The 12,814-nt window shown below is 53.9% G+C and carries 17 protein-coding genes; 13 read left to right on the plus strand and 4 right to left on the minus strand.

All coding sequences use genetic code 11. From position 1 onward, the window contains the following. Positions 1-5 precede the first annotated feature (5 nt). Positions 6-1,022 (minus strand): CobW family GTP-binding protein, encoded by a 1,017-nt coding sequence (locus tag KP014_RS13350; RefSeq protein WP_036600331.1) that lies wholly within the window; start codon positions 1,020-1,022, stop codon positions 6-8. A gap of 198 nt (positions 1,023-1,220) precedes the next feature. Here KP014_RS13350 and rpmG point away from each other — a divergent pair, with 198 nt between their 5' ends. The 3 genes from rpmG (at position 1,221) to KP014_RS13365 (ending at position 3,495) form a co-directional block, all read left to right on the plus strand. Continuing rightward, positions 1,221-1,370, plus strand: coding sequence for a 50S ribosomal protein L33 (rpmG, locus tag KP014_RS13355; RefSeq protein ID WP_090834547.1), 150 nt, complete (start codon positions 1,221-1,223; stop codon positions 1,368-1,370). Positions 1,371-1,419: 49 nt separating this feature from the next. After that, complete coding sequence (locus tag KP014_RS13360) at positions 1,420-2,628, plus strand: GTP-binding protein (protein ID WP_175491930.1); 1,209 nt, start codon at positions 1,420-1,422, stop codon at positions 2,626-2,628. 228 nt (positions 2,629-2,856) lie between these two features. Further along, complete coding sequence (locus KP014_RS13365) at positions 2,857-3,495, plus strand: class I SAM-dependent methyltransferase (protein WP_036600328.1); 639 nt, start codon at positions 2,857-2,859, stop codon at positions 3,493-3,495. 16 nt (positions 3,496-3,511) lie between these two features. On the opposite strand, the gene KP014_RS13370 is transcribed toward KP014_RS13365, so the two are convergent. Both KP014_RS13370 and KP014_RS13375 read right to left on the minus strand, forming a co-directional pair. Further along, positions 3,512-3,703 (minus strand): hypothetical protein, encoded by a 192-nt coding sequence (locus KP014_RS13370; protein WP_036600327.1) that lies wholly within the window; start codon positions 3,701-3,703, stop codon positions 3,512-3,514. An 88-nt stretch (positions 3,704-3,791) separates the two neighbouring features. After that, complete coding sequence (locus KP014_RS13375) at positions 3,792-4,385, minus strand: helix-turn-helix domain-containing protein (protein WP_036600326.1); 594 nt, start codon at positions 4,383-4,385, stop codon at positions 3,792-3,794. A gap of 271 nt (positions 4,386-4,656) precedes the next feature. On the opposite strand from KP014_RS13375, the gene KP014_RS13380 reads away from it, so the two are divergent. The 10 genes from KP014_RS13380 to KP014_RS13425 all read left to right on the plus strand — a co-directional run bounded on the left by KP014_RS13380 (position 4,657) and on the right by KP014_RS13425 (position 11,483). Continuing rightward, on the plus strand, positions 4,657-4,944 hold the full coding sequence (locus tag KP014_RS13380) for a Dabb family protein (protein WP_036600325.1): 288 nt from the start codon (positions 4,657-4,659) through the stop codon (positions 4,942-4,944). Between the two features lie 182 nt (positions 4,945-5,126). Continuing rightward, positions 5,127-5,570, plus strand: a complete 444-nt coding sequence (locus KP014_RS13385; protein ID WP_036600324.1) for a DUF86 domain-containing protein — start codon at positions 5,127-5,129, stop codon at positions 5,568-5,570. 48 nt (positions 5,571-5,618) lie between these two features. Next, complete coding sequence (locus KP014_RS13390; protein ID WP_036600323.1) at positions 5,619-6,260, plus strand: helix-turn-helix transcriptional regulator; 642 nt, start codon at positions 5,619-5,621, stop codon at positions 6,258-6,260. 115 nt (positions 6,261-6,375) lie between these two features. Continuing rightward, the gene (locus KP014_RS13395) at positions 6,376-6,753 is read left to right on the plus strand and encodes a YtxH domain-containing protein (RefSeq protein WP_090834548.1); all 378 of its coding nucleotides are present in this window, start codon (positions 6,376-6,378) and stop codon (positions 6,751-6,753) included. A gap of 355 nt (positions 6,754-7,108) precedes the next feature. Continuing rightward, positions 7,109-7,930, plus strand: a complete 822-nt coding sequence (gene racE, locus KP014_RS13400) for a glutamate racemase (protein ID WP_036600579.1) — start codon at positions 7,109-7,111, stop codon at positions 7,928-7,930. A gap of 170 nt (positions 7,931-8,100) precedes the next feature. Next, a complete protein-coding gene (locus tag KP014_RS13405) occupies positions 8,101-9,303 on the plus strand; it encodes a M14 family zinc carboxypeptidase (protein ID WP_090834549.1) in 1,203 nt (400 codons plus the stop codon). A 188-nt stretch (positions 9,304-9,491) separates the two neighbouring features. After that, positions 9,492-9,770 carry a hypothetical protein gene (locus KP014_RS13410; RefSeq protein WP_036602380.1) on the plus strand — a complete coding sequence of 93 codons (279 nt, stop codon included), beginning with the start codon at positions 9,492-9,494 and terminating at the stop codon, positions 9,768-9,770. A gap of 90 nt (positions 9,771-9,860) precedes the next feature. Next, positions 9,861-10,163: a HesB/IscA family protein gene (locus tag KP014_RS13415; RefSeq protein WP_036602378.1), complete on the plus strand. Its 303-nt coding sequence runs from the start codon at positions 9,861-9,863 to the stop codon at positions 10,161-10,163. Between the two features lie 55 nt (positions 10,164-10,218). Further along, positions 10,219-10,458, plus strand: coding sequence for a YuzB family protein (locus KP014_RS13420; RefSeq protein ID WP_025695807.1), 240 nt, complete (start codon positions 10,219-10,221; stop codon positions 10,456-10,458). A gap of 200 nt (positions 10,459-10,658) precedes the next feature. Further along, positions 10,659-11,483, plus strand: a complete 825-nt coding sequence (locus KP014_RS13425; protein WP_036602377.1) for an aldo/keto reductase — start codon at positions 10,659-10,661, stop codon at positions 11,481-11,483. A 152-nt stretch (positions 11,484-11,635) separates the two neighbouring features. Here the strand turns inward: KP014_RS13425 and KP014_RS13430 are convergent, their stop codons facing one another. Then, positions 11,636-12,793, minus strand: a complete 1,158-nt coding sequence (locus KP014_RS13430) for a THUMP domain-containing class I SAM-dependent RNA methyltransferase (RefSeq protein ID WP_090834550.1) — start codon at positions 12,791-12,793, stop codon at positions 11,636-11,638. Positions 12,794-12,814: the final 21 nt, after the last annotated feature.

Here is a 12,814-nt window from a genome sequence, read left to right on the forward strand (position 1 = left end):
TTCTGTCAGCGGAACAGGGCGGACCAGCGCTCAGCCAACTGTTCCCCGTTGATATTCGTGCCGATGAATACGAGATAAGGTGAACCGGGATAACGGGAATCTTCCCATGTTGTCCGGGAACCGGCATGCTGAACCAACTGCACCGGCTTTCCGCCGGGGAGCTGCACATGCCCTTTAGCGCGCAGCAGCCTGTCCGCCCATTCCCGGAAAAACTCTTCAAGCACCGCCTTTGGCAGCGTCTTGCCTTGCGGAAAAGCCAGCGTTACCGCGCCAACCTGCGTGAACGAGGCGGCGTGCTCCCCGGGCGCGTTGTCCGGTACGGCTTCACTCCGTCCCGCTGCCGTTTTCCGGAGCGTGCTTCCTTGGAAGCTGAGCGGTGCCCGAATGGGCAGCGGCTTCGCCTCTTTCGGGACAATTCCGGCCAGCAGGGGCTGCACCTGAATCCGGCTGTAGGCCGTGAATTCAATCTTCGCATTGGCATTCCGCTTGCGGATCGCTTTTTCAATCTTGGTTAGAATTTCCGGCGTTACGAGATCGCTTTTGTTCACAATAATGAGATTCGCTGAAGACAGTTGGCTCCGCAGCGTACGCACGAGCTGTTTATCCGAGGACAGCCGGCTGTTATAGTCGAGCATATTTTCAGCATCAACCAGTGTAACCACAGCATGCGCTGACAGGCGGGTTGCTAGGTACGGCTCATGAAGGGACCGGGCGATTTCATCGGGATCGGCTACGCCGGTAAGCTCTATGAATATCACGTCGGGACGCCGCTTGATCAGCACCTCCAGACTGTCTCCGAGTTCTTCCCTGCGGCTGCAGCACACGCAGCCGTCCAGCAGCTTCTCAACCGCAGCACCGGTCTGCTCCTCCAAGATGTACCCGTCCACATCCTGCTTGCCAAGCTCGTTCATCAGGACTCCCGGCTGCAGCCCACGTTCATAGCTCTCTTTTAGCAGGGACAGCAGCAGGGTCGTTTTGCCGCTTCCCAGAAATCCGCTCAGAATAATTACCGGTATTCTCATTCTCTCTCCTCCGATTCTCCGACTCTCCGTTAAGATTGCTATATTCTCAATTCTATCTATACGTGTCCGGCACCATATAAAGACCGATTTTCTTGCGTCTGTCCGAATAGAGGGGGCGGCATTTTGCTGCGTTATAGTTGACATAGGAGAATTAAAATGTTTAAATCGTAAATATTACGATTAAAGGAGTGGGATACAGTGAGAGTGATCGTTACTTTGGCCTGTACCGAAACAGGAGATCGCAATTACACGACGATCAAGAACAAGAAGACACATCCGGGGCGGATCGAAATGCGCAAATACTGCCCCCGTCTTAAAAGACATACACTGCACCGTGAAACCAGGTAACAGCCATGCCTAAGCGGACAAATAGATAATAAGGAGTGTAATCCGATCCATGAAAAAAATACCCGTTACCGTGCTTAGCGGATATCTCGGTTCAGGCAAAACGACGCTGCTGAATCATATTTTGCACAACCGGGACGGCCTGAAAGTGGCCGTTATCGTCAACGACATGAGCGAAGTGAATGTGGATGCCAATCTGGTCAAGTCGGGAAATACGCTATCCCGGACTGAAGAGAAGCTGGTGGAAATGTCCAACGGCTGTATCTGCTGCACGCTGCGCGACGACCTGCTGCTAGAGGTGAAGAAGCTGGCTCAGGAGGACCGGTTCGACTATATTTTGATCGAATCCTCGGGGATCAGCGAGCCGGTTCCGGTCGCGCAGACGTTCACGTATGCGAGTCCCGATCTGGATGTCGATCTGACGGAGCTGGCCCGTCTGGACACCATGGTGACCGTTGTAGATGCGAACCGTTTCTGGCATGACTTTGGCTCGGGCGACAGTCTTCTTGACCGCAATCAGGAAATGGGCGAGGACGATACCCGGGATATCGTCGATCTGCTGATCGACCAGATTGAGACCTGTGACGTGCTGCTGCTGAACAAATGCGATCTGGTGGCGGAAGAGGAGCTGAACAAGCTGGAAGCGGTTCTCCGCAAGCTTCAGCCGTCGGCCAAGATCATTCGGACGGTCAAGGGCGTCGTCGATCCGAAGGAAATCCTGAATACCGGTCTGTTTGATTTTGAAAGAACGAGCATGTCCTCGGGATGGATCTCCGAGCTTAACAAAGACAGCCATGCGCCGGAGACGGAAGAATACGGCATCGCTTCCTTCGTGTATCGCCGCAGAAGACCTTTGCATCCGCAGCGGCTGAGTTTCTTTTTCAACAATTGGCCGGTTGAAGTTGTGCGTGCCAAGGGCTTCGCGTGGATGGGGACGCGCGGCGACATTGCCGCTTCACTGAGCCAAGCGGGACCTTCTATCCAGTTCGGACCTGCCGGTTACTGGCTGGCATCGCTGCCAAAGCAGCAGCAGCTTGAGGTATTGGAAAACGAGCCGGAGATCAAAGAAAAATGGGACGAGCAATGGGGGGACCGGATGACGGAGATCGTGTTCATCGGAATGGACATGAACCGCGCCGATATCGAAGCGAGGCTGGATCGCTGCTTGTTGACCGATGAGGAGATGAAGCAGGACTGGAGCACGTTCAACAATCCGCTTCCTTGGCCGTCCGAGGAGGAATTAATGCCTGCCGGAAATTAACTTAAACTGGCGCTGAAGGCAATCCCGGCGCAGCGTAAATCAAGCTGGCTGGCGCTAAATCGAAATATTGAAAGGCTCGAGGCCGACTCTCTTACCGCAAGGTGGGGACCGGCCTTTTTGGCATATTCGATGCGAGCTTGTTTTTTTGCGCTGAGGAAGGATTTGGAATCTATTGAAGCGAATAGTTGTGAAAAGCAAGAGAAATGAGAGAAACGAACGGGGGACAGTATGCAAAGCCACGAACAATATTGGAACCGAAGATTCGGGAAGGAAGGCATGATTTGGGGAACGGAGCCCAGTCCGACCGCCTATATGGCGAGAGATCTGTTCCTGTCCAAAGGTGTCCGGACGGTATTCGTGCCCGGCGCCGGGTATGGCCGCAATACGAAAGCTTTCTCACAAAGGTTCGAGGTGGAAGGGGCGGAATTAAGCGAGGCCGCCGTGAAGATAGCGGAGAAGTGGGACCCGGACAGCCGGATCACATGCAGCTCCGCGCTGGATAACCCGGAGCAGGGCGAATGCTATGATGCGATATACTGTTATGATGTGCTGCATTTGTTCCTGGAGCCGGACCGCCGTAAGCTGGTGACTGCCTGCCTGAACCGATTGCGGCCCGGGGGCCTCGTCTATTTTACTTGCTTCTCCGACGAAGATCCCAATAACGGTTGCGGTGAGCGGCTTGAACCGGGAACCTACCGTTATAAAGAGGGGAAGTTCGCCCACTTTTTCAGCGAGGACGATCTCAAGGCGCATTTCCCAGGAATGGAAATATTGGAAATCGGTACCTTGAAGGAGATGCTTGGCGGGCCGGGCGAGGGGCAGCATGAGTATATTTTGAGAACGATCGCCGCCGGGAAAAAAGGCTAAGCCGGAATCTCCGAAGTCACCGCCGCTTGTAATAATCATTAATCGCACCAGGAAGAATCGTCATCGCACCGGAAGAACCGCGCGGCGCCGAAGAAGATTCCCGCGATTCCGCCGAACAAGGCAAACTCCAATGAAACCGGGTTCTACCAGCCGAATAATACGCCAGACTGTTGCCCAGCACCGTTCCCGCCATGAACCCGAGAGACATTGTGAGTTCCCTGCAATACCTGCAATATAGGTTACTCAATCTTCATTAACCTGGTATCGAAGAAGTGAAAACAGCGGGATTGGCAGAACTAATTATATTTGCCCTCTCGGACGCAATCGGCGAACAAAATCGCCCGGGGTATCCGGAAGAACGCTTCCGCCTTTTCCTGCAGGGAAGGAGACGGGAGCTGGCTATTGTGCAGCCATTTGCGAAAGGTGCCGGGATGGACTCCGATCCAATGACCGGCATCGGTGACGGAAAGATCATGCACCATGCACAGCCCGGTCAGAATGTCGCTGCGGCGGGGATACGCCTTGCTCCGCTTCATGTACCTCGAAGGAGCCGGCTGGCACAGAATCGGACTCTGCCGAAGCAGCGCTTCATTAAACAAGACATGCTGGGGATAACCGAGATAGCGGCAGGCTTTGTCCATATTGGTCCTGGACGGAATGCGGCTTTCATACACCCAGGCGCTGACGCTCCTGGAAGATACGGAAAGTTCTTCCGCAAACCTTGACAGCTTGATATCGCGGGACATCAGCACGGCGAGCAGCACGCGGTTGCGGATCTGGCTTCTCTGAGGACGGCGGAATCTCTTTATCCGGACACCCTTCCCCAGATATTTGCGGTTAACCAGAGACCACGCCTGAATTTTATAAGGCTCTGACTGATTTGTAGGCATACTACCTCCGATTTCTTGAAATATAAGAAAGAATAAGCTTTACGCTTATCCTTGACCTAATATTTCGACGAGAAACGGTGCCGCCTCTAAGCGGGACGCGCAGCGTTTCTTTTTGAAAATATACTACAATATTTGTCCGTTTCAAGGCAATGGATATTCCTTACACATTCCCTGCCGGCGATAGCTTTCCTTTCGGAAAACGGGGGGTTATGATATATTTTTATTAAACTTGTAACACCATTACAATCCAATAACAGGGAGCGAAAAGAAAATGATAAAGCATGTTGTATTTTTCAAACTAAAGGATGGTTCGGAGGCCAGCGTGGCCAAGACCGTCGCCGTACTGCGCAATATGGAAGGGAAAATCCCTCAGCTGATCTCGCTCGAAATCGGAGCCGACATTCTGCGCACCGAGCGCTCATTCGATATCGTTTTGACGGCGGTTTTTGCCAATCTTGAAGATCTCGACGCTTACCAGGTACATCCTGCCCACAAGGAAGTTATCGCTCATATTACCGAGGTTAAAGAGCTTTCCTTCGTTGTGGATTACGAAATTTAAGCGGTATTTATCTGCCATAAGCACGGCCATCTGATGACGGAAAGCGGTGACCGGGATGAGTGAGCTGGAATACCCGATGGAAGCGTTAACGTATCTTGTGGTATTTTTTGCGGCCTGCTTTATTATGCTTTTTTGGCTGAAGCGCCGAGGCAAACGCCGCAAATAGCAAAGGAGTACCTGAAATGTACTATGTAAACCGCGAACAAATTGAATACATTTTAGGACAAATTCCCGATATTGCGGACGGGCTGCGAATGGCGGCGGCTTCCTGGGACGGAGGAAAGATTTGGGGACTGGTGCAGGAACGCTGCCTTCATCTCTCGATCGAGGTCGTCACCGATGTCGGCAGCTGCCTCATTGACGGTTTTATAATGCGTGACGCCGGCAGTTACGAGGATATCATCACCATCATTCATGAGGAGTCGGTATTTCGCGATAAAGAGATGTATGACCGGCTTATCGAGCTGGTGTCGCTGCGCAAGCCTCTTGTACAGGAATATTACGCCTGGGAGCGGGAGCGGCTGCATCCGCTGGCGGCTGTGCTTCCGGAACTGCTGCCCCGCTTTGCCGCCGAGGTCAGAAACTATCTGAATCAGGAACTGGGCACCGCCCTGCCGGAGAGCTAAGATCCGCCGCAGCCTGTGGAAATATGTGAGCAGAAGGGGGGGACCGAGATGAAGAGAGGGCAGGAAAACGGTTCGACCAGACACATCATCATGACGCTTCTAAAAATGAAAGGACCGTTGACCATCGGAGCACTGGCCGAGGAACTCGGCATTACGGAAATGGGAGTAAGACGCCATGTTCTGCAGCTTGAGCGGGAAGGCCTGGCTAGAAACAAGATTGTGCGGCAGGCCATGGGCCGGCCCATGCATATGTATTCGCTGACGGAAAGAGCCGAAGACTATTTTCCAAAAAATTATCACAACCTTACGCTGGAGCTTCTGCGCGAATTGGACCACAACAGCGGGACCGACGCCGTGAACGTCCTGTTCGAGGGGCGGAGGCGCAGGCTGCTGGCTCAGTACAGCCCCATGATGGAGCGGAGAAATCTCGAAGAGAGAGTGGCGGAACTGTCCGCCATCCAGAATTCCGGTGGTTACATGGCAGAATGGGACCGGGAAGAGGACGGATCTTTCGTGCTCCGGGAGTACAACTGCCCCATCCGCCAGGTTGCCGTCCAGTACCGCAAGGCCTGCGAGTGTGAGCAGAATTTGTTCGAGGAATTGCTGAATGCGAGAGTTTCGCGAAGTGACTGCATGGCCGAGGGCGGGCAGTGCTGCAGGTACTCGATTAAACCGGTAAACCATTCGTAAGGAAACCGGCAAATGATAGGCAGCAAAAAAACTTCTTCACCAGTCACGGGACAGACCCTCTTTGCTTATGATATTAGCAGGAACTAGGCATTCGCCCGTAAAGGAGAAATGAAAGATGAAGAAGAACACGAAAAGCTTGCTGTGGGGAATCGTTGCCGGGGGCGCCGTCGGTTCAGTGACCGCTCTGCTGCTGGCGCCCAAATCCGGAAAAGAGCTGCGCAAGGATATCTCGGACGGCGCTGCGGCAACAGTGGATAAAGCGCAGGAACTTGTTCATCAGGCCTCAGACAAGACCGTGGAATGGTACGGCAAAGCCAAGGATTCGGTGGAGCAGGTGATTCAAGAGGTAACGGACTGGAGCAAACAGTTCACAAAGGCAGAGGATGAAGCCGCAGTCATTTCGGCTGCCGATATTGATTCGGCAGCCGGCAGCTCCGGCCCTGGGGATGAAATTGACTCATCAGCCGCGGATGACACAGGGGAAAAGGCGTGACGGCTGTCACGCCGGCAGCAGCTTAGACGGCAGCCTGCCGGTCAGATCGCGCAGACGGATGAAACCGGCAAGCCATTGCTTCCACAGCTGTACGATATGCCCTTGAAAGGCCGTTGTATCGCTCACTGCGAACAGGCGCTCCTTCAAGGGCATTTAATCTTTTGCGGGTCTATGGAAAATTCCTACGGGCTGGGGCAAGAGGCTTCAATGTGCAGGATTAAGGCCGAGGGGCAGTTTCTTCTCTTGAACTGGGGAGATAAATGGAGTATTATCTGCAATTGGGACAGGAAGCCCGGTACACTTTGCTTCCGCCTTACATAAGCTATTCAAAACAAGATGAAGGAAGCGTGTGTTCGTGCAGCAAGCTATCGCTATACTAGACTCGGGCGTAGGAGGATTGACGGTTGCCAAGGAAGTAATGAGGCAGCTCCCGAGGGAGAAAATCATTTATTTCGGAGACACCGCCCGCGCCCCGTACGGACCCCGTTCGTCCGAAGAAGTAAAACTTTTTACCGAGCAAATTGTCGATTATCTTATTCAATTCAATCCTAAAGTGATCGTGATCGCTTGCAACACGGCGACTGCGGCCGCCCTCGATTATATATCGGCGAAAGTGGAGATTCCGGTCATTGGCGTCATTCATCCCGGCGCCCGCGCCGCCATCAGCGCGACAAAGACCGGACGGGTAGGCGTTATCGGCACCGTAGGAACGATCGGCAGCGGTGCTTACACGGCAGCGCTGAAACAGCTGTCCCCATATGTTGAGGTGATCAGTCAGGCATGTCCGGCGCTTGTCCCGCTGGTCGAACAGGGGATGTTCCGCTCGGAGGAGTGCGATCTTGCGGTGCGTGATTCGCTGAACGGAATCAAGCATGAACCGATTGATACCCTGATACTCGGGTGTACACATTACCCGTTTCTTGTTGATCCGATCGGCCGGGCAATGGGTCCTGGAGTCAAGCTGATCAGTTCCGCGGACGAGACGGCGCGCGAGATCAGCACCATTTTGTACGACAAGGGAAAGCTGGCGAGGGGAGACGACAGTCCGGTGCATCAGTTCTTCTGCAGCGGCGACGCCGGCATATTCCAAAGAATCGCCATGGACTGGCTTGGAGAGCAGATCAAACGCACGCCGGTTGTTTGGCAGGTATCATCGCTCGAACCTACGGACGTCTGAGTGTAACCTGCAACAACTCTTTCATTCGATGTCAAAATAATATTCGCATTCATAACGGCCGGGCGGCGTGAGCCCGGCCGTTCTTTGCGCATGTAGGACAAGAGAATTCGCATACAATTAACAAAGTCGTCACAGCTACTGTAAAAAACGCAGCGGAGAGGATGAGGTGTATGCTTCAATATATTGTCCGCAAGGGAGATACCGTGAGGCGGATAGCCGCCGCCTACGGACTTACTCCAGGGCATGTAATACAGGGGAATCCCTGGACGGCGGATCAGCCGTACCTCTTTCCGGGGCAGGTGCTGTTTCTACCTTCCGTCCAGCGCAGACGATATACTGCGCAGGAAGGGGAACGCATGAGGGATGTGGCGGCACTCTACGGGGTCAGCCTGGAAGCGCTGGAACAGCTAAATCCCGGTATATCTCCGGACGGGTTCTGCACACCTGGAAAAACCTTGGTGATTCCGATGTCCGAGCAGTCGGCGGTCGTGCACCTGCGCGGCGAGTACGGGCATTCGGAACTGGAGGCAGATATCAGCCTTCTGACAAATAAATATCCTTTTATCTCGGCAGGCACGATAGGCTCCAGTGTCCTTGGCAAACCGCTGCATTTGCTGCGGATCGGCAGCGGCCGACGCAGACTGCATGTGAATGCGGCGCTGCATGCCAATGAGTGGCTGACCTCGCCATGTCTTCTGGCATTTCTGGAGCAGTATGCCGAAGCTTATGCGAAAGGCCGGAAATGGAACGGTCACAGCCCGGAAGACTGGTTCAACAACTGGACGGTATGGGCCGTTCCGATGGCGAACCCCGACGGTGTTGAGCTCGTGCAGGAAGGAGCCGGTCCCTGGCATCCTTACAGGCGGGAGCTTGTGGAATGGAACGGCGGGCGCCGCAGCTTCCGCCACTGGAAAGCCAATATCCGGGGCGTGGACCTTGGGGACCAGTTCCCTGCCTTTTGGGAAGAGGAACAATCGCGCCGGGGCATGAGCGGACCTTCTCCCAGGGATTATGGCGGCCCATCGCCGCTCAGCGAGCCGGAGGCTGCTGCGCTGGTCTCGCTGTGCGAGAAGGCGCCTGCGGACATGGCGGTGTCGCTGCACAGTCAAGGCCAGGAGATCTACTGGAACTATCGCGGATATGAGCCTCCGGAGAGCCGGGAAATCGCAGAACGTCTGGCGCTGGCCGGCGGCTACCGCGCCGTTGCTTTGACGGAAAGTGACGCGGGATTTAAGGACTGGTTCATTATGAAATTCGGGAAGCCGGGGTTCACCGTGGAACTGGGTCTGGGCAGAAATCCGCTCCCGCTTGAGGATTTTGAAGATTTAACTTTGGAGACGGGGCAGATTCTGGCTTCTATTCTATCCCAATGAAAGTAAGTGAAACATTTTCAGCACAGATGCGTAATCTATATACAGAGGGTACCGCCGTATACTTCGCTAAAAGCCGTTGCACGGCCGTACCCTTTTTACTGAATCCGGTGTCTGATTGCTTCGATCTGCTTAAATGCTGGCCAAAGGGGTATGGATGAAATATAGAGCTTGGAGGAAGGAGACCAAAGATGAAACTAAAGAAGCTGCTGTCGCTTAAAGGATGGTCTCAAGTGCTGCGAAGCACATGGCAATACGTCGTCTCTCCGCATGTCGCGCTAGGGGACAAACTGTTGTTCGCGATTCCGGTGGCGCTGTATTGGGTGCTGCCCGATGTTATGCCTTTTATGCCGATTGACGATATTGGTGTGTCGATGATGCTGATGGCCTGGTTCGTTTCCAGAATGGACCGTAAATACCCGGCGCTGAATGGCGCGAAAAGATTGAGGCTGAACGACGGGAGCAGATAAAATTTAAAGTTTGGTTGCATTATCCGGCAGTTTTCCTTTAAAATAGATCACTAGAGTATAGAAATCCAGTTGTCAGGAGATGGACGGACTATGAAAGTCAAAATTACCCGCAACGCGGCTAAAGTTATAAAGAAACAGATGGATCTGGAAGAAAATAAGGATCTGAAGCTGCGCGTTCTGATTACCCATTCGCATGGTGACCATGCCCACTACGGTCTTGATTTGGACACGCCCAAGGAGAACGATGAAATCATTCCGACGGATAAGGACATCGACGTTATTCTGGAGAAGGGGCAGCCGCTTCTTGACGGCGTAAAGGTCGACTATCTGTATTTTCCGGAAGAAGGGTTTGTTATTACGAATCCGTCCCAGGGTAACCACGGAGACCACTAAGCTTATTCGGCTTTTGCAGGCTGAAGCTGTCTGGACGGTAAAGAAGGGAACAGCAATGGCTAACGATATACGCATTTGTGATAAATGCAATCATATGAGCATCAAAAGCGTACTGCCGAAGCTCCGCAAAATGGCGCCTGACGCCGAGATCAAAATCGGCTGCAAGTCCTACTGCGGCCCATGCGGCAAGCGCGCTTTCGTCTACATCAACGGTCGATATGTCAGCGCTCCGACCGAGGACGAGGTGCTGAAGAAAGTGGAGCCTTTCATAAAGCAGCCCGCAGTAAAGAAATAGATAGGACTCAAAAAATGGATCTGCGCTTTACCGGACATCGGAGAGCGCGTCCCATTAGGCCATTTTTGCAGGTTAGCTGCAAGAGTGGCCTTTTCTATTCTCTTATGACTCGGGACTGAGATTTGGCAGAATAGGGCGACGTGATATAATAGACTGGATAGATTGAAATCGACCGAGTACATAGAGGAGCGGGTGATCCAATGAGACAATTATCGGATACCATTTTACTGAATAACGGAGTTGCCATGCCGTGCTTCGGGTTGGGAACGTATAAGGCCGAGGGCAATGAGGTGGAAAATGCGGTGACGGCGGCGCTTGAACTGGGCTACCGGAGCATCGATACGGCGTCCCTGTACGGGAACGAGCATGAAGTGGGACGGGCAATTCGGGCCAGCGGTCTGCGGAGGGAAGACCTGTTCGTCACGACCAAGATATGGAATGACGATCAGGGCTATGACCAGGCGTTGGCTGCTTTTGAGAAGAGCCGCGAAGCCCTGGGTCTTGAAGTGATCGACTTGTACCTGATTCATTGGCCGGGACTGAACAAATACAAGGAGACGTGGCGCGCGCTGGAGCGTCTGTATGAGGAAGGCAGTGTCCGCGCAATCGGCGTCAGCAATTTCCAGATTCACCATCTGGAGTCGCTGATGAATGACAGCAACACTGTTCCGGCGGTGAACCAGGTTGAGCTGCATCCCCGTCTAAGACAGCGGCCGCTGCATGATTTCTGCTTGCTGAACAATATCCAGATCGAAGCCTGGGCGCCGCTTATGAAGGGGCAGCTGCAGGATAACGGAACGCTGACATCCATTGCGCGTTTGCACGGCAAATCGGTCTCACAGGTCATTCTCCGCTGGGAATTGCAGCATGACATCGTCATTATTCCGAAATCCGTAACGTCTTCCCGTATTAAGGAGAATAGTGAGATTTTCGATTTCGAGTTATCCCAGGAGGAAATGGACGCTATCGATACTCTGGATACTGGGGAACGAATCGGCAGGCATCCGGACGAGTTGGTGTTCTAAGAAGCCGGAACTGTCGGCATTTGTGGAAGATTAACCGACTGACTATTTAAAGGAAACAGGCAGGCCGCGGGGGACCGCAGCCTGCCTGTATTTCGTTCAGCGTATACAGCACTGCCGGAGATGATAGTCCGATCCGGTCTTAGCGCGTTCAACTACTGCGAATCCGTCTCCTTCTTTGGCGCTCTTGGCGGCAGGGGACCAAGGTACTGATAATACTGGCACTCGATCCGTCCGTTATAAAGCTTGCGCCGTTTGTCCGCTTTTCTGCCAAAATAATGCTCGAACTGCTTGGCCGGACTGATGGCGAAGAACGACCAGGTAGGCAGGTGCAGCATCATCTGCCCAAACTGGCGTGTGAGCTTCTCCACTTCCTTGTCGTCGCTCAGCCGCTCCCCGTAAGGCGGATTGGTGATGATACAGCCATATTCGCCTTCCGGCCTTGCTTTGGAGGCGGGCAGGACGGAGAAGGTGATTTCACCGGACAGGCCCGCGCTCTTGGCGGCGGCCTGCGCGATTTCAATCGCCTTCGGATCAATGTCGCTGCCGGTCAACTGCAGCGGAGAATCGTCGCGGACGGCGTCGAACGCTTCTTCGCGGGCGGTCTGCCACGCTTCCGGCGGAATCGCCGGCCAGTGCTCGGACGGGAAAGAGCGCCGGAGCCCCGGAGCGATATTCCAGGCCATCATGGCCGCTTCGATCAGAAATGTGCCCGAGCCGCAGCAGGGGTCATAGAGAGGGCGGCTGCCGTTCCAGCGGCTGAGCTTCAGCAGCGCGGCGGCCATTGTTTCTTTGATCGGCGCTTCTGTAACCAGCTTGCGGTAGCCGCGCTTATGCAGCGCAGGGCCGGTAGTGTCCAGCGTAATCAATGCGATATCATTCAGCAGCGTAACCTCGATGACGTACCGCGGACCGTTCTCGGGAAACCAGTCGGTGCGGTAATACTGCTTCATTTTTTCGACGACCGCTTTTTTGACAATGCCCTGCGCGGCCGGGACGCTGGTGAGCTGCGACTTGTGCGAGCGTCCCTCTACGGGGAATTCGCCATGCTCGGGAATCCAATCCTGCCAGGGTAGCGCTTTGACCCCTTCGAACAGCTCGTCAAAAGTTTTAGCCGGAAATTGCCCCATTTTGATCAGGACCCGGTCCGAGGTGCGCAGCCACAGGTTGCAGCGGCAAATATCGATAATATCTCCGCTGAAGAGAACACGGCCGTTCTCGGTAGTCGTTTCATAACCCAATTCATTTAATTCGCGTGCGACGACAGCCTCCAGTCCCATTGGGGCGGTGGCAATCAACTGCAGTTTGCTCAAGAATCTCAACTCCGTTGCTTG

Source organism: Paenibacillus sophorae (assembly GCF_018966525.1).
Classification (GTDB): Bacteria; Bacillota; Bacilli; order Paenibacillales; family Paenibacillaceae; genus Paenibacillus_AQ; species Paenibacillus_AQ sophorae.